This is a genomic window from Streptomyces gardneri, from assembly GCF_006539185.1.
GTDB classification, from domain to species: domain Bacteria; phylum Actinomycetota; class Actinomycetes; order Streptomycetales; family Streptomycetaceae; genus Streptomyces; species Streptomyces gardneri.
Genome location: NZ_BJMN01000084.1, coordinates 1 through 22,899 on the forward strand (window position 1 = coordinate 1; position 22,899 = coordinate 22,899).

Sequence of the window (22,899 nt, forward strand, 5' to 3'; positions counted from 1 at the left end):
AAGTCCTTGCCCATGATGTGGAGCTCCCCTAGACGCTTGTGGCACTGAGTACCCTCAGCAAAACACACTCAGTGCCATGACGCCAGAGCGCCCCGACGCTGTTCCGTGTCGGGGCGCTGATGCGACCGTGTGGTCGGTTTTGTTTAACGGAGGGTGTACGCGGTGTTATTGCTCCTCGCGGCGGCTCTGGCTCGCGTCGTACTCCGCCGCCAGCTGCTCGGCGCGGTCCTCGTTCAGCCGCAGACCGGTCAGCAGGGCCGGCGTACAGATGCTCGGCAGGAGGTACCTGAGCAGCACGGACACCCGGTGGTTCAGGTCGTTGCGATCGCGCAGGATCTGGGACATCGTCTGGATCCCGGCGTACGCGCCGGAGAAGAGCTCGGCCGTGTCGGACACGTCCACATGGCCGAGGATCTCGCCCCTGGTCTTCGCGACCGTCAGGATCTCCGACACCTGGTCGATCCACGCCTTGAACGGCGCCGCCCTGTCGACCCCGGTGGCGCCACTGTCCAGCGCCAGTGCGACGCTCGCCCGGACGAGGGGGTCGCGCTGAAGCCGGTGACCGAGCAGGAAGGCCTGGTCCGCGAGCTCCTGGAGCTTGATCGGCTGCGGGGACATCGGCTCGTCGAGCATCTGGGCGTCGAGCACACCGAGGGCGAGGTCTTCCTTGGAAGCGAAGTGGAAGTACAGCGCCCCCTTGGTGACCCCGGCGCGCACCAGGATCTCCCCGATGGTCGTCCGCTCGTAGCCGCGCTCGGCGAAGACCGTGGCGGCCGCCTCCAGAATCGCCCGTCGGGTCTTGATTGCACGCGCTTGCTGCGCCAAGGCGCCGCCTCCTGCTGTCTCGCTGTCTGTGCTCACCGTGTGACGTGATGCGTTGAAAAGAAAACCGGGCTGTACGTATTCTATGTTGGGCGGACACATCCGCTCAGGGGTGTGGGACGCAAGGGGGATCCATGGATCAGGAGTGGCGAGGAGCGACGGCGCACGTCCCCGGGGAGTTCGTCCACCGAGCCGATCCCGCGGACATCTTCCCCACGGGCTGGACGCGGCTGGCCGAGAACCGGTTCTCGGTCTCCGCCCGCTGGCCTGCTGCGCATCCCTTCTTCTCTCCGGTGGCAGGGGACCGGCACGACCCTGTCCTGGTGGCCGAGACGATACGCCAGGCCACCATGCTCGTCTGTCATGCCGAACTCGGGGTACCCCTTGACGAGCAGTTCGTCATGTGGGGGCTCAATTACACGGCCGACCCCGAGGCGCTCGCCGTGGACGGCCTCTCCTCGGACGTCACCGTCGACCTCGTCTGCTCCGACGTGATCCGCCGCGGCGGCGGCCTCCGCAGCATGCGCGCCACCGTCGTGCTCACGCGTGACGGCCGGCACCTCGCCACAGGGAGCGCCCTGACCCGCTGCACGTCGGCCCTGGCGTACCGCCGGATCCGCGGCGAGCGCCTGGCCGCACTCGGCAGGCCGGTCCCGCTCATACAGGGCGTGGCCCCGCAGCTGGTCGGCCGGGAGAACCTCAAGGACGTCGTCCTGGGCGTGGGCGCCAGGCCCGGCCAGTGGCAGCTGCGGATCAACACCGGACACACCACCCTCTTCCGCCGCCCCAACGACCACGTACCGGGCATGGTGCTCCTCGAAGCGGCCCGTCAGGCGGCGACGCTGACGACCGGGGGCCGCGCCTTCCTCCCCGCCGTCATGGAGTCCTCCTTCTCCCGGTACGCCGAGCTCGACAGTCCGTGCTGGATAGAGGCCCAGGCCGTGCCCGGCGCCGACCCCTCGACGACCACCGTCCTGGTCGCCGGCCGGCAGGACGGCCACGAGGTGTTCCGCTCCACGCTCACCTCCCCGTCACGCGACCTCGCGGTCGTCGGAGGCGGTCTCCGCAGCCGACTGGCCGGTTGAGCGGGGCAGGAAGCATGGGGCCTCGCGTTCTGATCACCGGCACGACCGGCTTCGTCGGCAGCCGGGTCGCCGCACTGGCCGCGACCCGTCCGGAGCCCGGCCACCTCCGGCTGCTCACCCGGCGCCCGCTGCCGCCCGCGACGACGCCCGCGACGACGCCCGCGACGGAGCCCGCCCCGGTGACCGAGACCGTCACCGGCGACCTCCGCGACGCCGACTCCCTGCGTCGGGCCTGCGAGGGCGTCGACGTGCTGATCCACTGCGCCTCGGCGATCGGCGCGGACGAGGAGCGGGCCCGCAGCGTCAACGACGAGGGGACCCGGACCCTCGTCGACGCGGCCGTACGCGCCGGCGTGACCCGGATCGTCTCCCTGAGCACCGCCTCCGTCCACGGCCGCGGCCCCTTCCGCGCCGCCGCACCCGGCACCCTGCCACTGGCTCCCGGCTCGGCGACCAGCCGTACGCGGGCGGCGGGCGAGCGGCACGTCATGGAGGCGGGCGGGGCCGTACTGCGACCCCACCTCGTGTACGGCGCGGGCGACCGGCAGCTGATTCCCGGCCTGATCCGGCTGCTCGAACTGCTGCCGGGCCCGCTCGACGCCGGCGCCTCGCTGCACTCCCTGATCGACGTGGACAGCCTGGCGGGCGCCCTGCTCGGCGCGGCGTTCTCGCCGCGGACGGAGGCGGGCGCGTACTACGTCAACCACCCCGAGCCGGTGCCGGTGGCGGAGCTGCTCGCGCCCTGCGAGGAGCTCCTGGCCGGACAGGCAGGGCAGGCCGGGCAGACGGGCCGGTCCCGGGCGGCGGCGGTGGACCTCGCGGAGGCCTACGAGCTGCTCGCCGGCCACCCCTTCGGCCGGCACCACCTGGCCATGCTCGCCACCGACCACTGGTTCGCCGACGACCGTCCGTGGGGGGAGCTCGCCTGTGACCCGGGACCGGGCTTCACCGCCGGGTTCGCGGCCCACACGCGGTGGTACAGGAATCTTCTCGATCCGTCCTGAACCGCGCGCTCGTCACCGAGCCCGTCACCGGAAACCCGTAAGCGCAAGCCCGTACCGAAAGAAGGCACCACCGACATGTCCCCGCTGACCGGCAGGACCGCGATCGTCACGGGTGCGAGCCGCGGCATCGGACGAGGCATCGCGGAGCGTCTGGCGAGGGACGGGGCCTTCGTCGCCGTGCACTACGGCAGCAACGGCGAGGCCGCGCGCGCGACGGTGGAGCGCATCGAGGAGAGCGGCGGCCGGGCCTTCGCCTTCCGTGCGGAGCTCGAAGCGCCGGACGCCGTCGACACGTTCTACGCGGCGCTGGACGCCGGTCTCGCGGAGCACGGTGCGGACCACGGGTTCGACATCCTCGTGAACAACGCGGGGGCCAGCGGCTCCGGCCGCATCCACGAACTGACCACCGAGGTCTTCGACCGGCTGTTCGCGATCAACGTGAAGGCCCCGCTGTTCCTGATCCAGCGGGGCCTCGGCCGGCTGCGCGACGGCGGCCGGATCGTCAACGTCTCCTCGGCGGCGACGAGGATCGCCTTCCCGGACTCCGTCACCTACGCGATGACGAAGGGCGCCGTCGACACAATGACGCTCGCCCTCGCCAAGGAGCTGGGGCCCCGGGGGATCACGGTCAACGCCGTGGCCCCCGGCTTCGTCGCGACGGACATGAACGCGCGACGCAGGGCGACCCCGGAGGCGAGCGCCGCCCTCGCCGCCTACTCGGTCTTCAACCGGCTCGGGACGCCGGCCGACATCGCGGACATCGTCGGGTTCCTCGTCTCCGACGACGCCCGCTGGATCACCGGCCAGTACGTGGACGCCACGGGAGGAAGCGCGCTCTGAGCCTCTGAGCCTCTGAGCGTCTGAGTCGCTGAGCCTCGGTCAGCCGACCGGGGCGAGCGAGTGGATGATCACGGCCGGGGTGCCCTCCGGTTCCAGGCCCGCGAGGGACTCCGGGGCCGTCAGGGCCGGGAGCAGTGTGCGCCATAAGCCGGTGACGGCGTGGGGCGAGAGCCACTCGCCGCTGTCCTGGGACAGGGTCACCAGACCGATGGTGGCGGCGACGATCGTGCGGGCGAGGTCCTGCTGACGCACGGCGCCGCCGCAGAGGAGGCCCTCGTCGGCCGCCTCGGCGAGCCGTTGCCGTACGCAGCTCTGCCATTCCTGGCGCAGATTGAGCTCCGTACGGCAGTGGTTCGAGCAGCTGAGTCGGAAGCCGGCCCGTACGACGATGTCCTCGCGGAACAGCCGGGCGAGCGCGTGTGTGGTGTCCACGAGGTTCTGCAGGGCGTTGGACCGGTGGCCGTACGCGATCCGGGCGGTCCGCCGCAGCGTCGTACAGGCCGCGTCCTCGACCGCCTCGGCGATGGCCGCCTTGTTCTCGAAGTGGAAGTGGAGCGCCCCGGGGCTGACGCCGGCGCCCACGCTGATCGCGGACAGCGTGGCCAGGGCGTAGCCGTGCTGATGGAACTCTCCGGCAGCCGACCGGATCAGCGCGTCGCGGGTCCGTGTACCCCGCTCTTGTTTGGTCACCAACGGCTCCCGTAGCACCCATGCGTCGCTGCGGCACGGACCTGCATCACGTCACGCCGAACCACCCGACGACCTCAAACCGACTGATTGGTATTCTACGAGGTTCCGCCGTGGTCCAGGGGCGTATCTCGGTTGTCGGATTTGCCTACCCCGGGAGGGTGTCGGCGTAAGCCCCCGAGAGGGCGTTCGGCGCGTACGGGGAGAGGGTCGGGTGGTGTGGAGGGGTCTGCGAACAGACCGAGAGGAAGGTTTGTCGACCCGTCAGCGGCAGGGGCCGGTGCGGGGCTTCACAGCTCGGGAAGTCCCAGCGGGACCCGGCCCTCCGCCCGGCCCTGCTCGTCCAGGAGCCAGCCCATGCGCTTGCGGGAGAACAACGACACGGTCCGGTCCCGCACTTCGAGCGCCGGGAAGCGCTCCGCGAGCAGCGCCTCGAAGGGGTCGACGGCGCCCAGTCCGTGCAGCCAGACCAGGACGAGTAGGTTGTACGGACCGCTCACCGACACGCACATCCGCACCTGTTCGAGCCGGGCCAGCGCGTTCCCCGTCTGTTCGAGGAGGGCGTGCGGCACGGACGTCCGGTAGACCACCATCGTGGACAGGCCCGCCAACGGGTGCGCCAGATCGCAGCGCAGCGAGATGTCCCCGTCGCGGATCATCCGCTGGAGCCGGCGCCGCGCGGTGTGTTCGCTCATGCCCGTCCGCGCGCCGAGCTCCGCGTACCCGAGCCGTCCGTCACCGCCGAGCGCGCCGATGAGCGCCTGGTCCTGCGGCCCCGGCCGCTCGTGGAGGTGCGTGCTGTACGAGCGGGGGTGCGGGCCCGGCGGCCCGCCGAGGCCGGCCCGCTCCGCCGGGTTCATCGCCCGCATCCGCCAGTCGCGCCCCTCCCCGTACAGCGTGATGCCCAGTCTCGTACGGGTCGAGCGCACCCCGCGCAGGCCGCCGATCCCGCCGTGGACCGCGCGTCCGAGCGAGGGCAGGTCGGGGGCGGCGACGGAGAGGAAGAGGTCGAAGTCCCCGGCGGTCTCGTCGACGCCGAACACCCACGGCAGCGCCGTCACCGCGGCACTCACCCGGTCGAAGGCCCGGGGCCGGCACCGCACCTCCACGTAGGCGACCGTCGCCGTCTTCGCCGCGTCGTACGCGGTGACCCAGGCCAGCCCGCCGGCCCGGAGCCGCTCGAAGCGACGGGCCGCCGTCGTCGCGTCCACGCCGAGCGCCCGCCCGATCCGGGTCCACGGCGCGCGGGGGGCGGCCTGGAGCGCGTCGACCAGCGCGAGATCCAGCTCGGTGAACCCCGTGGCGGAATCAGGGGTGCGGGAATCCGGCGAGATCAGATCTTCGTCGAGGGTTTCCGGCACTTCCCCGGGGTTCACGGTCATGGACCGGATCGTAGGGGCACTTCAGGCCGACGACCAGATTCGGCCATCGGTGAGAGGAGTGCCGTGCCTGCTCCGACCCTTCCCGCGCCTTCGGCGGCGCCGCCCGCGCACCGGAGAACCGTGCGGCTCACGGTCGTCCTGCTCTTCGCGGCCTGGCTGGTCGACTACGCCGACCGGCTCGTGATCAACCTCGTACTGCCGTCCATCGGTGCGGAGTTCGACCTCGACCGCACCCAGCAGGGGTTCGTCGTCTCCGCCTTCTTCCTCGCCTACGCCCTCTGCCAGATCCCCGGCGGCATGCTCGCCGACCGGTTCGGCGGCCGACGGGTGACCCTCTGGGCCCTGCTGGCCTGGTCGGTCTTCACCGCCCTCACCGGCTTCGCCTGGTCCTTCGCCGTGCTGCTCGCCCTGCGCTTCGCCTTCGGCGTGGCCGAGGGCGTCTTCCCGCCGGCCGCCATGAAGGTCCTGGTCGAGCGCACCCGGCCGGAGGAACGCATGGGCGCCAACGGCACGGTGATGAGCTCGAACGCGATCGCCGCCGTCATCACGCCGCTCGCCGTCGCCCCGCTGGTCGCCGTCTTCGGCTGGCGCTCGGCCTTCTGGTCGACCGCCGCGCTCGGGCTCCTCGCCCTCGTGGCCGTACGCCGCTGGCTCCCGGCCCCGCTGCCGCGAGGTATGGACGGCCCGGCGCCCGGGGACGACGGCGCCCCGGTCGCCCGGGAGGCCGCGGCCGCCTCCCCACCGCTCCGCGAGGTGCTGCGCAAGGGCGTGCTGTGGCGGTTCTCCCTCATGATGTTCGGCTACAACACGATCATCTGGGGCCTCAACACCTGGGTCCCGTCGTACCTCAGCGAGGAGCACGGGGTCTCCCTCACCGCGGCCGGAGCCCTCGTCGCCGTCCCGGCGCTCGGGGCCGCCACCGCCACCGTCCTCGGCGGGCGGCTCTCCGACCGGCTCGGCGGCCACCACCGCAAGGTCATCGTCCCCGGCATGGGCGTCTCCGCCGCCGCCCTGCTCCTGATGGCGAACACGCCGTCCCTCACCGGCTTCGTCGTCTTCGGCACCCTCGCCGTCTTCGCCGCGTCCCTCGCCTACATGCCGATCTTCGCCGTCCCCTTGTCCGGCCTCGCCCCGGAGTACGTGGGGGTGGGCGGCGCCGTGATCATCGTCGGCGGCCAGGTCGCGGGCATCGTCGCCCCGCCCGTCATGGGAGCGCTCGCCGACGCCTTCTCCTTCCAGGTCGCCTTCGGCTTCCTCGTCCTCGGCGCGGTGATCGCCGCCGTCATGGCGTGCCTGACCCCGCAGGACGCCACCGCCTTCCGCGCCGTGGCGGACCGCGCTCCCCGTTCTCCGAGCCCCGCAAAGGAATCCGCATGACCACCGACGGCACCATCGCCACCACCACCACGACCCCGGCCACGACCCCGGCCCCGGCCACGACCGAGCTCGCGGCCCCGGCCCCCGCCGCCACCGTCGCCCCGCTCCTCGCGGGGCTCGACGAGCGGCTCCCCGGGCTCCTCGCCCTCTACGAGGACCTGCACGCCCACCCCGAACTCTCCTTCCAGGAGTTCCGTACGGCCGGCATCGCCGCCGAGCGGCTGCGCGCCCAGGGCTGGGAGGTCACCGAGGGCGTCGGCGGCACCGGAGTCGTCGGTGTCCTCGCCAACGGCCCCGGCCCCGTCGTCCTGCTCCGCGCCGACATGGACGCCCTGCCCGTCAGGGAGGAGACCGGGCTGCCGTACGCCTCCACCGCCACCGGCACCGACCCGGACGGCAACGAGGTGCCCGTCATGCACGCCTGCGGGCACGACATGCACGTCACGTGTCTCCTGGGCGCCACCGATCTGCTCGCCGCCCACCGCGAGGCCTGGAGCGGCACCGTGGTCGCCGTCTTCCAGCCCGCCGAGGAGGTCGGCGGCGCGCCCGCCATGATCGAGGACGGCTTCCTCGACCGGTTCCCCCGCGCCGCGGTCTGCCTCGGCCAGCATGTCGCCCCGGCGCCCGTCGGCTTCCTCGGCACCCGGCCCGGCCCGGTCATGGCCGCGTCCGACAGTCTCCGCGTGACGCTCTTCGGGCGCGGCGGCCACGGCTCCAGCCCCGAGACGGCCGTCGACCCGGTGGTGATGGCCGCCGCCGTCGTCATGCGCCTGCAGACCGTGGTCTCCCGGGAGATCGGGGCCGCGCAGACCGCGGTCGTCACCGTCGGCTCGCTGCACGCCGGGACGAAGGAGAACATCATCCCGGACACCGCCGAGCTGCGGATCAACATGCGCTCGACCACCCCGGCCGTACGGGACCGGATCCTGGCCGCCGTCACCCGCATCGTCCGCGCGGAGGCCGCCGCCTCGGGCGCCCCCAAGGAACCGGAGTTCGCGCCCATCAACGCCTTCCCGGTCACCGTCAACGACGGGCCCGCGACCGCCCTCGTCCAGTCCGCCCTCACCGAGGCCTTCGGCGAGGGAAGGGTCTTCACGCTTCCCCAGGTCATCACCGGCAGCGAGGACTTCGGCGTCTTCGGCACGGCGCTCGGAGTCCCCTCCGTCTTCTGGCACTTCGGCGGCGCCGATCCCGCCCTGTACGAGGGCGTCACCCCCGACTCCCTCCTGGAGAACGGCCTCCCCGACACCGTCCCCGCCAACCACTCGCCCCACTTCGCCCCCGTACCGGGGCCGACGATCCCCGTCGGCGTGACCGCGCTGCTCGCCGCGGCCGCCCACTGGCTGCGGAAGGAGACGCCCGGGGCGGCCTGAGCCCGTGACCGGCCCGCACCGGACGGGTGGGGCAGGCGGCTGCCCGTACCGGACGGGCGGTCGCGCTCCCATGGATAAAGTGGGGCCACGATGACACGTTTCCGCGAGAGCGTCCGATCCCTGCTGCGCGAGCAGGTGCTCGACGCCGCCTACCGCCTCGTCGCCGCCGAGGGCTGGGGCGGACTGCGCATGACCGCCATCGCGCGGGCCGCCGGGATCAGCCGCCAGACGCTCTACAACGAGTTCGGCTCGAAGGAGGCCATCGGCAAGGCCCTCGTCCAGCGCGAGCTGGAGGGCTTCCTGCTCGGCATCCAGCGCGAACTCGACGCCCATCGCGGTGAATTGGAGGCCGCGGCCGCCGCCGGGGTCGGCTACACGCTCCAGCAGGCCGCGGACAACCCCCTCATCAAGGGGGTCCTGGTGGCCGCGCGGGGCGGCGAGGACGATCTCCTCGCCTATCTGACCACGCGCCCGGAGCCGGTCTTCGGGACGGCGATGACGATGCTCGACGCGTACGCGATCGAGGCATGGCCCGATGTGGACGAGGAGTCGCGGGGCCTCGCGGTCGAGACGATCGTCCGGCTCACGGTCAGCCACATCGTCCAGCCGGTGGCCTCCCCCGAGGAGTCGGCGCGGCGCATCGCCCGGATCACGGCGCGGACCGCGTACCCCGGCGGCCGCTGAGGCGCGATGCCCCGGAGGGATCGCGAAGTCGGCGAGGCCCGGTGTCGGACACGGGGGATCTCCGGCACCGGGCCTCTGTTGAATATTCTACGAGACGGTGGAGGGTGGCCCGCACATCGGGGCCGTTCCGGTGTCCGCCGGCGGTGTCCCGTGACGGGCGAAGCGCGGACCGACGGGGTAGATCTCACCTGAGAGGCACATCGCCGGTGACGACAGGGAGGCCGCCGTGGAAGGCAGAAGCAAAGGGTTCGTGCAGTCCTTCAACCGTCTCGGCGGGTACGGCTTCGTCGTCCCCGTGGGCTCCGAGGAACAGGTCTGGTTCAGCGCGGAGGACATCGAGGGCGAGGCCCGGACGCTCTCCGAGGGTCAGCAGGTCACCTTCGTCCTCGTCCTCGGCGACGGCCGCTTCGAGGCGAAGGAACTGCGCCTCTGACGCGGGCCTCACCCGAACGGGGGAGTGACGGCCCCGCGTCCGCCCGGGTCCGTCGTGGCGGTACGGGCTCGGCCGGGCCGTTCGCGAGGCTGCCTACGATGACCCCATGTCCGAGCGCGCAGATCCGGCAGACGCCGCAGAGCCCGACGACCCCACAGCGGATCCCGCGGGAGATCCCGAGGCGGATGCCGTGGCGGTCGCCGTGTCCCGTACGCACGAGCGGACACCGGGAGCGCGGGAACTCGCCGCGGCAGCCGAGGTGTTCGCGCTCCTCTCCGACCCCACCCGCCTTCACCTCCTGTGGCTGCTCACGCGCGGGGAGGCCGACGTCAGCGCCCTGACCGAGGCGTGCGGGGCCGCGCGCCCCGCCGTGAGCCAGCACCTGGCCAAGCTGCGCCTCGGCGGACTGGTGCAGTCCCGCAAGGACGGGCGGCGTGTCGTGTACGCCATGCCGGACGGGCATCTGAAGCGGCTGGTCGTCGAGGCGATCAGCCGTGCCGACCACGTGGTGAGCGGCGAGCCCTGGCACGACTGAGACCCTCCGAGTCAACATGTGCGCACTCGTGCACATGTCGGCTACGGTGGAGAGGGCGGAGAAGTCCGCCGACCGCCGTGGCCGACCGGGGGCGCCCTCATGCTGTCCGTGCTGCGCAACCGCACCTACCGACGCCTGTTCGCCGCCCAGGTCGTCGCCCTCGCCGGCACCGGCCTCGCGACCGTGGCGCTGAGCCTCCTCGCCTACGACCTCGCCGGGGCGAACGCCTCCGCCGTGCTCGGCACCGCCCTCGCGATCAAGATGGCCGCGTACGTCGGCATGGGCCCCGTCGTCGGCGCCCTCGCCGACCGGCTGCCGCGCCGGACCCTGCTCGTCGCCCTGGACCTCGTACGGGCCGGGATCGCCCTGTCCCTGCCGTTCGTCACCCAGGTGTGGCAGATCTACGTCCTGATCCTTCTCCTCCAGACCGCCTCCGCCGCCTTCACGCCGACCTTCCAGGCGACGATCCCCGAGGTGCTGCCCGAGGAGCGCGACTACACGCGGGCGCTCTCCCTCTCCCGGCTCGCCTACGACCTGGAGAGCCTGCTCAGCCCGGCACTCGCCGCCGCGCTGCTCACCCTCCTCCCGTACGACCGGCTCTTCGCCGGCACCGCCGCGGGCTTCCTCGCCTCGGGCCTCCTGGTCCGCGCGACCGCCCTGCCCGCGCCCGCGCCCGCCGTCCGCGCGGGAGGCCTCCGCGCCAGGGCGGCCTTCGGTACGAGGCTCCTCCTCGGCACCCCGCGGCTGCGGGCCCTGCTCGCCCTCGACGTCGCCGTGGCGGCTGCCGGCGCGACGGTGCTCGTCAACACGGTCGTCCTCGTCCGCGACACCCTCGGCCGCGCCCCCGGCGACGTCCCGCTCGCCCTCGGGGCGTACGGAGCGGGCTCGATGACGGTGGCGCTCCTCCTCCCGCGCGCCCTCGACCGCCGGCCCCCCGAACCGGACCGCAGGCTCGCGCGCCTGCTCCGTCCCGCCGGGGAACGGGCGTCCATGCTGCGCGCCGCCTTCGTCCTGGCCGGGGCCCTCTGGCTGCTCGCACTCGGGCTCGCGTCGACACCGGGAAGCTGGTCCTGGCCCGGGCTGCTCGCGGTCTGGGCGGTCCTCGGTGCGGCGACCTCGGCGATCCTGACGCCCGGCGGCAGGCTGCTGCGCCGCTCCGCACGGAGCGCCGACCTGCCGGCCGCCTTCGCCGCCCGGTTCTCCCTCTCGCACGCCTGCTGGCTGCTCACCTACCCCCTCGCGGGCTGGCTCGCCGCGCGGGCCGGACTCGCGGCCTCGGCGGCCGTGCTCGCCGGGACCGCCCTGCTCGGCGCCCTGGCCGCCACCCGCCTGTGGCCGCGTACCGATCCGGCGACGCTCGAACACGTCCACCCCGAACTCCCCGCAGGCCACCCCCATCTCACGGCGGCGGGCGGCGGCGGCCGCCACGCGCACGATTTCCACATCGACGAACTCCACCGCCGCTGGCCGCGCCGGGAGGCCACCTCCTAGGGGCGGCCGGGAGTCCTCTAACGAGGGAGGCGCATCTCCAGGCCGTCGAGGACGACGTCCAGGCCGTAGGCGAACTTCGCGTCGCGGAGCGCGACGGGGTCGACAGGCGCCCGGACGGCGGCGTCGGCGTACGCCTCGGCGAGGTGGTCGTGGCCGGCGGCGGCCTGCTGGGCTGCGGGCATCAGCCGGGCGATGAACTCGCCCTCGGTGTCGCCGGAGCGGGCGACCGTGGTGAGCCAGGCGGCCTCCGTCGTGCTCATCCCGATGACGTACGACAGGAGAGTGTCGATCGCCCGGCTCGGCTCCGGGAAGCCGGCCGCCGTGAACAGGGCGGCGAGCCGCTCCGAGTACGACATGAGGTTCGGGCCCAGATAGGCGAGGCCCGCCTGGCCGAGGACGGACGAGAGCCAGGGGTGGCGCAGGGCCGTCGCGCGGAAGGAGGCCGCGGCTTCGGTCGCGGCGGCGCGCCAGCCTGCTCCGCCGCGAGCGGCGTCGGCCGGGGGGACGGTGATCTCGGCGGCGACCTCGTCCACGGCGAGCTCCATGAGCTCGTCCTTGGTCGCGACGTGACGGTAGAGCGAGGTGGCGCCGGCGTTCAGGCGGGCGCCGAGCTTGCGCATGCTGAGCGCCTCGATGCCGTCGGCGTCCAGCATGACGACCGCCTCGCGGACGATCGCGGTGCGGCTGAGCGCGGGCTGATCGGGTGCGGACTGCTGTCGTGTCCATACGGACGGGACGGGGTTCGCCTTGGCGGCCATGGGCCCTCCTTCGCTGCGTACGTCGTTCGCATCCAGCGTACAGGCGCAAGAGGTTGCGAACACTGTGCGCGTCTGCGTACAGTGTTCGCACCGAAGGAAAACGGCAAACGAAAGACGAAAGTCGAGGGGGAAGTCCGATGGAAACCCGCAACCCACGTCGCTGGTGGATCCTGGTCGTGCTGTGCCTCAGCACCCTGGTCCTGGTGGTCGACAGCATGGCGCTGACCGTCGCGGTCCCCTCGATGACCGAGGACATCGGCGCGAGCGCCCAGGACATCCAGTGGATCCTGGACTCCTACATCCTGGTCTTCGCGGGACTTCTCCTCACCTCCGGAAGCCTCGGTGACCGGTTCGGCCGGCGGAAGATCATGATCATCGGCCTGCTGCTCTTCGGCGCGGCGTCGCTGGCCGCGACGGTCTGCACCAGCCCCGGCGAGGTCATCGCCGCGCGGATCACGATGGGTGTCGGCGGCGCGCTGATCATGCCCTCGACGCTCTCCATCCTGATCACCGTCTTCGACGAGGACGAGCGGCCCAAGGCGATGGCGGCCTGGGGTTCCGTGTCGATGCTCGGCCTCGTCGGCAGCCCGGTCCTCGGCGGTGTCCTGATCGACCGGTTCTCGTGGCAGTCGATCTTCTTCATCAACGTCCCGGTCGTCGTCCTCGCCGTCGTCGCCGCCCTCACCCTCATGCCGGAGTCGAAGGGCCCCTGGCAGAAGCCCGACCCGCTCGGCGCGATCCTCTCCGCCGTCGGCATGACCGCGCTCATCTGGTGGATCATCGAGATCCCGCAGCACGGCGCCTTCGAGGGCCGCTCGCTCGTCACCCTGGCCGTCGCGGTCGTCTCCCTCGCCGGCTTCGTGATCTGGGAGAACGTCACCCCCGAGCCGATGGTCCCGCTGGTCCTCTTCAAGCACCGCAACTTCAGCGGCGGTTCGCTCTCGCTGACCCTCGTGCAGATCGGCAACGGCGGCCTGCTCCTCGTCCTCACCCAGTACCTGCAGTTCGTCCTCGGCTACTCGCCGGTCAAGGCGGGCCTCGCCTTCGTCCCGCTCGCCGTCGCCGCCCTCATCGGCAACGGCGCCGGCGCCGGACTCGCGGCCAAGGTCGGCAACCGCGTCCTGATCCTCGTGGGCATGCTCGTCATGGCCGGTTCCTTCGCCCTGCTCACCACGGTCGACGCGGCCTCCGGCTTCACCGTCCCGGCCATCGCCCTGGGTCTCCTCGGCCTCGGCGCCGGCCTCGCGATGCCGGCCGCCGTCGGCGCCCTGATGAGCACCATCCCCGAGGAGAAGGCGGGCGTCGGCTCCGCCCTGAACGACACGATCCAGCAGGCCGGCACCGCGCTCGGCATCGCCATCCTCGGCTCGCTCCTCACCAGCACCTACTCCCGTGAGATGCCGGCCGACGCCTCCGAGCAGGCCAAGCAGTCGATCGGCGGGGCGCTGGCCGCCGCCAAGGGCGACCCCGCGATGATCGAATCGGCCCGCGAGGCCTTCACCACCTCGATGTCCACCACCTTCACGATCAGCGCGATCGGCGTCCTCGCGGCGGCCGCCCTCGCCACCCTGGTCATGCGGGACGGCAAGAAGGCCTCCGCCGAGGGCGAGGCGGCCGGGACGGCGAACGGGCAGGAAGCGGAGGGCAAGGAGAAGTCCGAGCTCGCGGTCTGACCCGCCCCGACGACAGGAGCCGGTGCCCCCTCGGGGGCGCCGGCTCCTTCCGTGCGGCGAAAAGCTTCCGCGAACACCCGCGAACCCCCGCGTCCACCCGCCCCGGCCTGGCACGCTTTCGTCCGTGACCTATGTCGTAACCGTGGAAATACGCATTCCGGAGGGTGCTCCGGAGCTGGACGGGCTCCACCGCGTGGGAGCCACCGCCCTTCTGGAACAGGGCTTCGCGTCGGTGGCGGGAATCGAAGGCGCCGACGGCATGGAGATGGATCTGTTCGACGTCGCCGTGGCCGTCCATCCGGGCGGGGCGATCCTGAAGGTGATGGTCGCGGCGCCGTCGCTGGAGTTCGCGGAGGAGGCGGTCGGCTCCGTGAGCGAGGAGGTCCTGGAACGCTCGGAGCTGCTGGCCGAGTGGACGGTCGAGAGCAGCGAGGTACAGCTGCACACCGACGCGGCGCGCGAGAGCCTCGAAGCGGCCGACGGGCCCGGCGCCCCGCCCAGCGACCCGCAGGCCCGCCGGGCCCACCACACGGCGAAGCCCGATACCGCCGACGAGACGGAGCAGGAGACGCAGGACCACGAAGCGGCGTTCCGCACGCTGGCGGCCCGGCTCCGCTCCTTCGGCCCGGCCGCCTTCGGCGTCGCGGAGACGGGGACGGAGACGGGGACGGGGACGGGGGCGGGGCCCGAGGCGGGGCCGGGGCCGGACGTCCGTCCGGAACCGGGAGGGGACGAACGGCCGCGAGCAGCGGACGCGCCTCCGGTGATCACTCCCGAGAGCGCCGAACTCGCCGCCGGCTCCCTGGTCTACGGCGCCGAGGTCCTCATCGACGAGCTGTACGACGACGTCCAGGCCCTCGCCGAGGAGGACACCACCGTCGCCGAGTGCCAGGGGCACCTGTGGCACCTCGACCAGCTGCCCTCGCGCCACGCCCAGCAGTACAACGAACTCTTCGCGCGCCGCTTCCTGGTGACCGCGATCGCCCTCACCACCCGGTTCACCGACGGCAGCTTCCGGCGGCTCGGCTGCCTCGCCGAGGAGCTCGTGCTGAAGCTCCTCCTGGAACAGGCCCACGTCACCCTCGACCTGCACGGACTCCTGGACGAGGACGTCGCGGCGGCCCTCGGTCGCTTCGCCGGGGAGGTCTACGAGGACATGGACTTCGCGTGGCTCCAGGACACGGGCGAGGAAGGCGCCGACGGGCGGGGCGGCGGCGGGGCGGCGCTCGGCTTCGGCACGTGGTTCACGCCCTTCGACGACGCGCGGTACGTGCATCCGTACGCCCTCGACGAGATACCGGAGACCGGCGTCCCCGACACGGCGGAGAACTGAGCCCCCGCGGCCGGGCACAATGCGCTCATGGTGCAGTCCTTCCTACCCGTACTCGAACGCATCGGCGAGGAGATCGAGGGTCTCGCCGGCCGGGGCCGTCCCGCCGACTACATCCCCGCCCTCGCCGCCGTCGACCCGAACCGCTTCGGGATGGCCGTGGCGGAGCTCGACGGCACGGTGTACGGGGTGGGGGAGTGGCAGCAGCCCTTCTCCACCCAGTCCGTCACCAAGGTCTTCACGCTCGCCCTCGACCTCGCCCGGGAAGGCGACAGCCTCTGGGAACACGTCGGCCGCGAACCCTCCGGCAACCCCTTCAACTCGCTCGTCCAGCTGGAGTACGAGCACGGCATCCCCCGCAACCCGTTCATCAACGCCGGCGCCCTCGTCGTCACCGACCGGCTGCACCGGCTGACCGGTGACGCCTCCGGCAACCTCCTCGACTTCCTGCGCACGGAGTCCGCCAACCAGGACCTCGACTTCAACCGGGACGTCGCCGCGTCCGAGACCGCCCACGGCGACCGCAACGCCGCCCTCGCCCACTTCATGGCCTCGTACGGCAACATCACCACACCCGTGCCGACGCTGCTCCGCGAGTACTTCCGGCAGTGCGCGATCGAGGCGTCCTGCGCCGACCTCGCCGTCGCCACCGGCTTCCTCGCCCGGCACGGCATCCGCGGCGACGGCACCCGCCTGCTCACCCGCAGCCAGGCCAAGCAGGTCAACGCCGTGATGATGACCTGCGGTACGTACGACGCGGCGGGCGACTTCGCCTACCGGGTCGGGCTCCCCGGCAAGAGCGGGGTGGGCGGCGCCATCATCGCCGTCGTCCCGGGCCGCTGCACCCTCTGCGTCTGGAGCCCGGGTCTCGACGACCGCGGCAACTCGGTCGCCGGCGTCGCCGCCCTGGACCGCTTCACCACCATCACGGGCCTCTCCGTCTTCTAAAGTGACGAGTACGCATACGAGTACGGAACCGGAGGGAGGGGGCGGCATGAACGACCGGGGCGGAAACGAGACGGGGTCCTCGCCGGGCAGGCGCGGCCAGGGAAAGCTGGAGGCGCACGTCCTCTCCGTACTCAAGGGCGCCGCCGAACCGGTGCCCGTGGCATGGGTGCAGGAGCGCCTCGGCGGCGACCTCGCCTACACCACCGTGATCACGATCCTGACCCGGCTGCACGGCAAGGGCGCCGTGGAGCGCGAGCGGGCGGGTCGCTCCTTCGTCTGGACGGCCGTGTCCGACGAGGCGGGGCTCGCCGCGCTCCGGATGCGCAAGGTGCTGGACGCGGAGGCGGACCGCCAGGCGGTGCTCGCCAGCTTCGTCACGGCGCTCTCCAAGAACGACGAACTGCTCCTCCGTGAACTCCTCGCAGCAGAGCCGGAGTCCGACGAGCCCCCCGAGCCCACGGCATCCTCCGAGGAAGACCGCTGACACGCACCATGGGGTTCTTCGTCTTCCTCCCGCTCGTCCTCCCGCTCACGGCCTGGCCCGTCGCCCGGCTCGCCGAGAGCCGGCTCCATCCCCGTACCGCCACGCGCCTCCTCTCCGCCGTCGCCGGCGTCCTCGCCGTGTGCAGCACCCTCTGCCTCGGCCTGCTCATGATCGTCGGTACCGCCCAGCTGCCCGGCAACCCGCTGCCCGACGCCTGGTCGGACCCCGAGGTGCGCGCGGCCCTGCCGTACGACGAGGTGGCCGGCCGGGCGGCGATCCCGGCCCTGCTCGCCGTCCTGGTCTCGTGCGGCGCGGCGGCCCGGCGCCAGGTGCGGGCACGCCGACGGGCCGAGGACGCGCTCGCCGGTCTGCCCGAGACCTCCGTGACCGTCCTGCCGGACGGCGCCCCCTACGCGTACGCACTGCCCGGGCGGCGGCGCGGCCGGGTCGTCGTCAGCACCGGCATGCTCGCCGCGCTGACCTCCCGCGAACGCAGGGCACTGTTCGCCCATGAGCGGGCCCACCTGGCGGGGCGTCACCACCGACACCTCCTGACGGTCCATCTCGCGGCCCGCGCCAACCCGTTCCTGCGCCCGCTCCGTACCGCCGTCGCCTACACCGCCGAACGCTGGGCCGACGAGGAGGCCGCGGCAGCGGTCGGCAGCCGCCGCTGCGTGGCCCGCGCGATCGGCACGGCCGCCCTCCTGGCCCCGCCCACGACCACCCCCTTGCTCCCCGCGGTCACCGGCCCCGGCCCCGTACCCCGTCGCGTGGCGGCCCTGCTCCGGCCGGCACCGACGGCCCGCACCTGGCCGTCGCTCTTCACCGCCGTGGGTCTCGCGGCCTGGGTCGCGGCCTTCGGGGCGACGGCATCGGCGCTCTCCTCGGCGAACTCGGCGGTCGCCCTCTTCCTCGCCCTCCGCGCGGCCACCCCGGTGTGACCCCGCCCACGGCCGACCGGACCCCGGCTAGAGGTCGAACTCGTGCGGCGGCAGGCCGAGGGTGAAGCAGGCCTCGCGGACGACGGACTGCTCGGTCTTGTCGAAGTCGCCGTCGGCGCCGCCGATGACGATGCCTATCTGGACGACGGCGCGGGCCTCGGCGGGCTTCTTCTTCGCCTTGGCGATCTCCTGGAGCACGCTGACCCTGCCGAAGTCGAAGTCGGCCGTCAGCTTGTCCAGGTTCTCGTCGAACCGGCGCTGGAGGTCGGTCGCGTCGAAGTTCTGCAGGACCTCGTTGGTCGAGATGAGCTGGGCGACCCGCCGGCGCTCGGCCGGGTCGATCGTCCCGTCGGCGGCGGCCACGAGTGCGCACATCGCCATGCTGGCGTCCCGGAAGGCGCCGCTCTTCAGGTCGTTCTTCCTCGCCACCAGCTGGGTCTGCATCCCCGATGCGGATTCCTTGATGCGGTCCCACAGGGCCATGTTCCGTCACTCCAGTCGTCGTCGGTTGTTTCTACGCTTCTGTAGAACGTGATGGTGCGGCCGAAGGTTCCCGGACCGTGGCGACACGTCAGGAATGCGTCAAGATGCCCTCGTACGGCCGGGGCGGCCCTGAACCGCGCATGACGTCTCCGGCGGTCCGTGCGGCGTCAGCGACGCGTATGCGTCACGCCCCGTTCCGTCAGGGCCGCGTCAGGGGAGGCCCGGGACCGGTGATCACCGGGCATAGCGTCGAAGAGCACCCCCGGCGCCACCGCGCCGGGGACCGTGTCTCGTTCCTCGGGAGGAACCGATGGCAGACGCTCTGTCCGGAGACGACGCCGAACCCTTCGAACAGCCCCCGGCACCCGCCGAACAGCCCCGGCCGCCCTTCGCACAGCCCCCGGCCGCCGGACGGCTCTGCGTGCCGGTCCGGCCGAGCGCCGGCGGCTGGGCGACCCGCCTCTTCCGGACGCCGGTCGGCGGCAGGACCGCCGTCGCGTTCACCGACCCCGCACGGTTGAGGGCGGTCCTGGGGGCCGATCAGCCGTGGATCCTCCTCTCCGAACCGGCGCTGCGCGCGCTCGCCGAGCCGCTGGGCGTCCACGAGCTGAGGATCGACCCCGCCTTCACCGCACCGGCCCCGGCCGCCGTGCCGACGCCGACTGCCACCCGCACCACCGTGGCCGCTCCGCGGCCGCTCACCGCGCTCGCCGGCTGAAGGGAGCCCCGGAGATGACCACCCTGCCCCTGCCCGCCCCTTCCACGGCTCCGGACGGCGCCCCCGGAGCGTCACCCGCCGACGCGCTCTCCGTCTGGCCGGCCACCACCACCGAGCTGCCCCGCGGCCGGCTCCTCGTCGGAGGCGTACCGCTCACCGAGATCGCCGAGGGACACGGCACACCCGTGTACGTCCTCGACGAGGCCGAGGTCCGGGAGCGCTGCCGCACCTACCGCACGGCCTTCCCCGATGCCGAGATCCACTACGCGGCCAAGGCCTTCCTGTGCCGCGCGCTGTCGCACTGGGTCGAGGAGGAGGGGCTCGGCCTCGACGTGTGCTCCGCCGGGGAGCTGGAGCTCGCCGTCACAGCCGGCTTCCCGCCCGAGCGGATCCTGCTCCACGGCAACGTGAAGTCCCCGCTGGACCTGGAGACCGCGCTGCGACTCGGCGTGGGCCGGATCGTCATCGACACCCCCGCCGAGATCGCCCGGATCGCCGCGGCGGTCGGCACCGGCGGCCGGCAGAAGGTCATGGTCCGGGTGACCCCGGGCATCAGCGCGGGCGGCCACCGGAAGATCCGCACGGGATCGGACGACCAGAAGTTCGGCCTCTCCCTCCGGGACGGCCACGCGCAGCACGCCGTCGCCCGCATCCTCGACCAGCCGCATCTCGAACTCACCGGGATCCACTGCCACCTGGGCTCGCAGATCGCGGACGTCAAGCCGTACCTGGTGGCCGTGCGACGGCTCGTCGGCCTCATGGCCCGGATCCGCGACGCCCACGGGGTCACGCTCCCCGAGCTCGACCTCGGTGGCGGTCACGGCATCGCCTACCGCCCCGGTGAACCCGCCCTCGACCTCACCACCCTCGCCCGCAAGGTGCGCGCCGAACTCGCCGAGAGCTGCGCGGCGGCCGGACTTCCCGTCCCGCGCCTGATCATCGAACCGGGGCGGGCCGTCGTCGGCCCCGCCGGGGTCGCGGTCTACCGGGTCCTCGCGGTGAAGCGCACGCCCGGCCGGACCTTCGTGGCCGTGGACGGCGGGATGAGCGACAACCCCCGCCCCGCGCTGTACGGGGTGCGGTACGCGCCCCGCCTCATCGGCCGCGACTCGGACGCCGGGGCCGAGCGCGTGACGGTCGTCGGCCGCCACTGCGAGGCCGGCGACGTCCTGGCCGAGGACGTCCCACTGCCCGCCGACACCCGCCCCGGCGACCTCCTCGCGGTGCCGGTGGCGGGCGCGTACCACCTGTCGATGGCTTCCTCGTACAACCTCGTGGGCCGTCCGCCGGTGGTCGCCGTCCTCGACGGCCGCGCCCGGCTCCTCGTCCGCCGGGAGACCATGGCCGACCTCCGGGCCCGCGACGTCGGCCTCTGAGGCACGGCGAAGGGGCGGACAGCGCGCTCACAGTGATGGACCCGGGTCGCGTCGCGTGACCCGGGTCCCCGTCGGCGACCGCCCGGCGGTCAGGGCGTGCTCAGGGCGTGCTCAGGGCACGATCAGATCGGGGACGACGCGTCCGAGCTCCGCGGCGGAGAGGACGCCCGCCCGTACGAGGACGGGGGCGTCGCCCGTCAGGTCGACGATCGACGACGACACCGGCCCGGCGGTCGGCCCGCCGTCGAGGTACACCGACACGGAGTCGCCCAGCATGCCGAGGGCGGCATCGCAGTCCTCCGGCGAGGGCCGGTCGGTGAGGTTCGCGCTGGAGACGGCCATCGGGCCGGCCGCGGCGAGGAGTTCGAGCGTGAGCGGATGGTCGGGCATCCGCACTGCCACGGTGCCTCCGGTCTCGCCGAGGTCCCAGGAGAGCGAGGGCCGGTGCCGGAGCACCAGCGTCAGCCCGCCCGGCCAGAACGCCTCGATCAGCTCCGCGGCCCTGTCGGGCAGCTCGGAGACCAGCGCGTCGAGCTGGTCCGTCGAGCCGACGAGGACGGGGGAGGGCTTGTGCCGCCCCCGGCCCTTCGCGGCCAGCAGGCGGGCGACGGCCTGCGGATCGAACGCGTCGGCGCCGACTCCGTAGACGGTGTCCGTCGGGAGGACGACGAGACGTCCCTGGCCGAGCGCGGTCACCGCCGCGTCGATGCCGGCCGAGCGGGCCGAGGGGTCCGAGCAGTCGTGGCGCTGGGGCATGGGGCCGTTCACCCGGTCGCGTCGACGCCGTGGGCGGCCACGAGCCGGGCGCTGCCCTCGGCGAGCTGGTAGGCCAGCCCCACGATGGCGACCTCGCCCGTCTCGACCTGTTCCGACAGCACGCGGGAGCGGTCCATGAGCAGGTCCGCGGTGTGCCGGATGTGTCCGTCGATGATGTCGCTGTCGTCCGTCAGGCCTGCGGCGCGGGCGGCCAGGATGCTGGGCGTGACGCGCTCGACCACGTCCCGGACGAATCCGGGCGCCGACAGACCGTCCTCCACGGCGGCGCGGGCCGCCGCGACGGCGCCGCAGGAGTCGTGTCCCAGGACGACCACCAGCCGGCAGCCGAGCACGCTCGTCGCGTACTCGACGCTGCCCAGCACCTCGGAGCCCAGCACGTGACCGGCGGTCCGTACGACGAACAGGTCACCGAGCCCCTGGTCGAAGATGATCTCGGCGGCGAGCCGGGAGTCGGAGCACCCGAGGATGACCGCGAACGGCTCCTGTCCGGGCGCGAGCTCCGCGCGGCGGGCGGCGTCCTGGTTGGGGTGCTCCTGCGAGCCGGTGACGAAGCGCCGGTTGCCGGCGAGCAGGGCGTCGAGAGCGGCGGAGGGAGAAGTCCGAGGCATACCGCCCACTGTACGAGCAGCCCTCTCGCCACCACCGACCGGTGTCAGGCAGGGTCTCCCGAACCACGCGCGCGGCGGACACATGAGACACATCTGACATATCAGGCATGGTGTACGCGGCGGACACCGGCACGTAGGCCGGGCCGCGCGTAGAGGACGCGTCAAGAGCGCGCCGCGGAGCGTATGAGGAGCGTCAACGGAAGCCGCACCCCGCTTGAACAGCGGTTTGCTCATCTCGTCCGAGAATCCGTTCTTCACTCAGGAGCTCACGATGGCCGACGTGGCCTTCGTCGTCACCACGATCGCGGTCTTCGCGCTGGTGGCCTTCATCGCCAAGGGGGTGGCCAAGCTGTGACTGCCGAAAACATCGTCGGTCTGTTGGTGGCCGCCACTCTGCTGGGCTATCTCGTCCTCGCTCTCGTCAAGCCGGAGAGGTTCTGAGTACGGAGATGAGTCCTGTTCTTGCTGGAGTCCTCCAGCTTCTGGCGCTGATCGTCGCCCTGGGTCTTTCGTACCGGCCGCTGGGTGACCACATGGCGCGTGTCTACTCCTCGGAGAAGCACTACAGGCCCGAGAAGTGGATCTACAAGGCGATCGGCGCGAATCCGAACGTCGAGATGCGCTGGCCCGCGTACCTGCGCGGAGTCCTCGCCTTCTCCGCCGTGAGTGTCCTCTTCCTCTACCTGCTCCAGCGGATCCAGGGCTCGCTGCCCGGCTCGCTGGGCTTCGTCTCCATCGACCCGGACCAGGCGTTCAACACCGCCGCGTCGTTCGTGGCGAACACCAACTGGCAGTCGTACTACGGCGAGCAGGCCATGGGCCACGTCGTGCAGACCGGTGGCCTGGCGGTGCAGAACTTCGTGTCGGCGGCCGTGGGCATCGCCGTGGCGGTCGCTCTCGTCCGCGGCTTCGCCCGCTCCCGTACCGGCGAGCTGGGCAACTTCTGGGCCGACCTGGTCCGGGGCACGGTCCGGATCCTGCTCCCGATCGCCGTGATCGGCGCGCTCGTCCTGGTGGCCTGCGGTGCGATCCAGAACTTCGCCGGCATCCACGAGGTCGGGCAGTTCATGGGCGGCTCGCAGCAGTGGAA

26 protein-coding genes are annotated in these 22,899 nt (G+C 72.6%); 19 read left to right on the top strand and 7 right to left on the bottom strand.

Annotated elements, in window-relative coordinates; genetic code table 11:
• Positions 1-165 precede the first annotated feature (165 nt).
• Positions 166-825, bottom strand: a complete 660-nt coding sequence (locus tag SGA01_RS38765; protein ID WP_141302929.1) for a ScbR family autoregulator-binding transcription factor — start codon at positions 823-825, stop codon at positions 166-168.
• Between the two features lie 131 nt (positions 826-956).
• On the opposite strand from SGA01_RS38765, the gene SGA01_RS38770 reads away from it, so the two are divergent.
• The 3 genes from SGA01_RS38770 to SGA01_RS38780 all read left to right on the top strand — a co-directional run bounded on the left by SGA01_RS38770 (position 957) and on the right by SGA01_RS38780 (position 3,751).
• Complete coding sequence (locus SGA01_RS38770; protein ID WP_141302931.1) at positions 957-1,907, top strand: ScbA/BarX family gamma-butyrolactone biosynthesis protein; 951 nt, start codon at positions 957-959, stop codon at positions 1,905-1,907.
• A 14-nt stretch (positions 1,908-1,921) separates the two neighbouring features.
• A complete protein-coding gene (locus tag SGA01_RS38775) occupies positions 1,922-2,911 on the top strand; it encodes an NAD-dependent epimerase/dehydratase family protein (RefSeq protein WP_141302933.1) in 990 nt (329 codons plus the stop codon).
• Positions 2,912-2,986: 75 nt separating this feature from the next.
• Positions 2,987-3,751, top strand: coding sequence for an SDR family oxidoreductase (locus SGA01_RS38780; protein WP_141302935.1), 765 nt, complete (start codon positions 2,987-2,989; stop codon positions 3,749-3,751).
• Positions 3,752-3,790: 39 nt separating this feature from the next.
• Here SGA01_RS38780 and SGA01_RS38785 read toward each other — a convergent pair whose 3' ends face one another.
• A complete protein-coding gene (locus tag SGA01_RS38785; RefSeq protein WP_141302937.1) occupies positions 3,791-4,441 on the bottom strand; it encodes a ScbR family autoregulator-binding transcription factor in 651 nt (216 codons plus the stop codon).
• A 287-nt stretch (positions 4,442-4,728) separates the two neighbouring features.
• The gene (locus tag SGA01_RS38790) at positions 4,729-5,820 is read right to left on the bottom strand and encodes an Lrp/AsnC family transcriptional regulator (protein WP_141302939.1); all 1,092 of its coding nucleotides are present in this window, start codon (positions 5,818-5,820) and stop codon (positions 4,729-4,731) included.
• A 63-nt stretch (positions 5,821-5,883) separates the two neighbouring features.
• Here SGA01_RS38790 and SGA01_RS38795 point away from each other — a divergent pair, with 63 nt between their 5' ends.
• From SGA01_RS38795 to SGA01_RS38820, 6 genes are all read left to right on the top strand, one after another.
• Positions 5,884-7,197: an MFS transporter gene (locus tag SGA01_RS38795; RefSeq protein ID WP_141302941.1), complete on the top strand. Its 1,314-nt coding sequence runs from the start codon at positions 5,884-5,886 to the stop codon at positions 7,195-7,197.
• A complete protein-coding gene (locus SGA01_RS38800) occupies positions 7,194-8,570 on the top strand; it encodes an amidohydrolase (RefSeq protein ID WP_141302943.1) in 1,377 nt (458 codons plus the stop codon). Before SGA01_RS38795 ends, SGA01_RS38800 begins: the two co-directional genes overlap by 4 nt.
• A 90-nt stretch (positions 8,571-8,660) precedes the next feature.
• Positions 8,661-9,254, top strand: coding sequence for a TetR/AcrR family transcriptional regulator (locus SGA01_RS38805; RefSeq protein ID WP_141302945.1), 594 nt, complete (start codon positions 8,661-8,663; stop codon positions 9,252-9,254).
• 226 nt (positions 9,255-9,480) lie between these two features.
• Positions 9,481-9,687 carry a cold-shock protein gene (locus tag SGA01_RS38810; protein ID WP_141302947.1) on the top strand — a complete coding sequence of 69 codons (207 nt, stop codon included), beginning with the start codon at positions 9,481-9,483 and terminating at the stop codon, positions 9,685-9,687.
• Positions 9,688-9,793: 106 nt separating this feature from the next.
• Positions 9,794-10,222, top strand: coding sequence for an ArsR/SmtB family transcription factor (locus tag SGA01_RS38815; protein WP_229918572.1), 429 nt, complete (start codon positions 9,794-9,796; stop codon positions 10,220-10,222).
• Positions 10,223-10,321: 99 nt separating this feature from the next.
• Positions 10,322-11,713 carry an MFS transporter gene (locus SGA01_RS38820; RefSeq protein WP_141302949.1) on the top strand — a complete coding sequence of 464 codons (1,392 nt, stop codon included), beginning with the start codon at positions 10,322-10,324 and terminating at the stop codon, positions 11,711-11,713.
• Positions 11,714-11,730: 17 nt separating this feature from the next.
• Here SGA01_RS38820 and SGA01_RS38825 read toward each other — a convergent pair whose 3' ends face one another.
• Positions 11,731-12,471 carry a TetR/AcrR family transcriptional regulator C-terminal domain-containing protein gene (locus SGA01_RS38825; RefSeq protein WP_141302951.1) on the bottom strand — a complete coding sequence of 247 codons (741 nt, stop codon included), beginning with the start codon at positions 12,469-12,471 and terminating at the stop codon, positions 11,731-11,733.
• Between the two features lie 137 nt (positions 12,472-12,608).
• Here SGA01_RS38825 and SGA01_RS38830 point away from each other — a divergent pair, with 137 nt between their 5' ends.
• The 5 genes from SGA01_RS38830 to SGA01_RS38850 all read left to right on the top strand — a co-directional run bounded on the left by SGA01_RS38830 (position 12,609) and on the right by SGA01_RS38850 (position 17,847).
• Positions 12,609-14,144, top strand: a complete 1,536-nt coding sequence (locus tag SGA01_RS38830; protein WP_229918573.1) for an MFS transporter — start codon at positions 12,609-12,611, stop codon at positions 14,142-14,144.
• A 124-nt stretch (positions 14,145-14,268) separates the two neighbouring features.
• Positions 14,269-15,477: a hypothetical protein gene (locus tag SGA01_RS38835; RefSeq protein WP_141302953.1), complete on the top strand. Its 1,209-nt coding sequence runs from the start codon at positions 14,269-14,271 to the stop codon at positions 15,475-15,477.
• A gap of 27 nt (positions 15,478-15,504) precedes the next feature.
• Positions 15,505-16,422, top strand: coding sequence for a glutaminase (locus SGA01_RS38840; RefSeq protein ID WP_141302955.1), 918 nt, complete (start codon positions 15,505-15,507; stop codon positions 16,420-16,422).
• 46 nt (positions 16,423-16,468) lie between these two features.
• The gene (locus SGA01_RS38845; protein ID WP_141302957.1) at positions 16,469-16,906 is read left to right on the top strand and encodes a BlaI/MecI/CopY family transcriptional regulator; all 438 of its coding nucleotides are present in this window, start codon (positions 16,469-16,471) and stop codon (positions 16,904-16,906) included.
• 8 nt (positions 16,907-16,914) lie between these two features.
• Positions 16,915-17,847 carry a M56 family metallopeptidase gene (locus tag SGA01_RS38850; protein WP_141302959.1) on the top strand — a complete coding sequence of 311 codons (933 nt, stop codon included), beginning with the start codon at positions 16,915-16,917 and terminating at the stop codon, positions 17,845-17,847.
• Between the two features lie 27 nt (positions 17,848-17,874).
• On the opposite strand, the gene SGA01_RS38855 is transcribed toward SGA01_RS38850, so the two are convergent.
• Positions 17,875-18,330 (bottom strand): tellurite resistance TerB family protein, encoded by a 456-nt coding sequence (locus SGA01_RS38855; RefSeq protein ID WP_055640725.1) that lies wholly within the window; start codon positions 18,328-18,330, stop codon positions 17,875-17,877.
• Positions 18,331-18,640: 310 nt separating this feature from the next.
• Between SGA01_RS38855 and SGA01_RS38860 the strand changes: the two genes are divergently transcribed.
• Positions 18,641-19,048: an SAV_915 family protein gene (locus SGA01_RS38860; protein WP_229918574.1), complete on the top strand. Its 408-nt coding sequence runs from the start codon at positions 18,641-18,643 to the stop codon at positions 19,046-19,048.
• A gap of 14 nt (positions 19,049-19,062) precedes the next feature.
• Positions 19,063-20,424, top strand: a complete 1,362-nt coding sequence (gene lysA, locus SGA01_RS38865) for a diaminopimelate decarboxylase (RefSeq protein ID WP_174867688.1) — start codon at positions 19,063-19,065, stop codon at positions 20,422-20,424.
• Between the two features lie 111 nt (positions 20,425-20,535).
• Here lysA and SGA01_RS38870 read toward each other — a convergent pair whose 3' ends face one another.
• Positions 20,536-21,180 carry an L-threonylcarbamoyladenylate synthase gene (locus tag SGA01_RS38870; RefSeq protein ID WP_141302961.1) on the bottom strand — a complete coding sequence of 215 codons (645 nt, stop codon included), beginning with the start codon at positions 21,178-21,180 and terminating at the stop codon, positions 20,536-20,538.
• A gap of 8 nt (positions 21,181-21,188) precedes the next feature.
• The gene (locus SGA01_RS38875; RefSeq protein WP_141302963.1) at positions 21,189-21,809 is read right to left on the bottom strand and encodes a carbonic anhydrase; all 621 of its coding nucleotides are present in this window, start codon (positions 21,807-21,809) and stop codon (positions 21,189-21,191) included.
• A gap of 214 nt (positions 21,810-22,023) precedes the next feature.
• Here SGA01_RS38875 and SGA01_RS41375 point away from each other — a divergent pair, with 214 nt between their 5' ends.
• From SGA01_RS41375 to SGA01_RS38885, 3 genes are all read left to right on the top strand, one after another.
• Positions 22,024-22,164: a hypothetical protein gene (locus tag SGA01_RS41375; RefSeq protein WP_167534293.1), complete on the top strand. Its 141-nt coding sequence runs from the start codon at positions 22,024-22,026 to the stop codon at positions 22,162-22,164.
• The gene (gene kdpF / locus SGA01_RS38880; protein ID WP_141302965.1) at positions 22,161-22,250 is read left to right on the top strand and encodes a K(+)-transporting ATPase subunit F; all 90 of its coding nucleotides are present in this window, start codon (positions 22,161-22,163) and stop codon (positions 22,248-22,250) included. Before SGA01_RS41375 ends, kdpF begins: the two co-directional genes overlap by 4 nt.
• An 8-nt stretch (positions 22,251-22,258) precedes the next feature.
• Positions 22,259-22,899: potassium-transporting ATPase subunit KdpA (locus tag SGA01_RS38885; RefSeq protein WP_174867689.1), on the top strand; the 641-nt coding region annotated here is incomplete at its 3' end.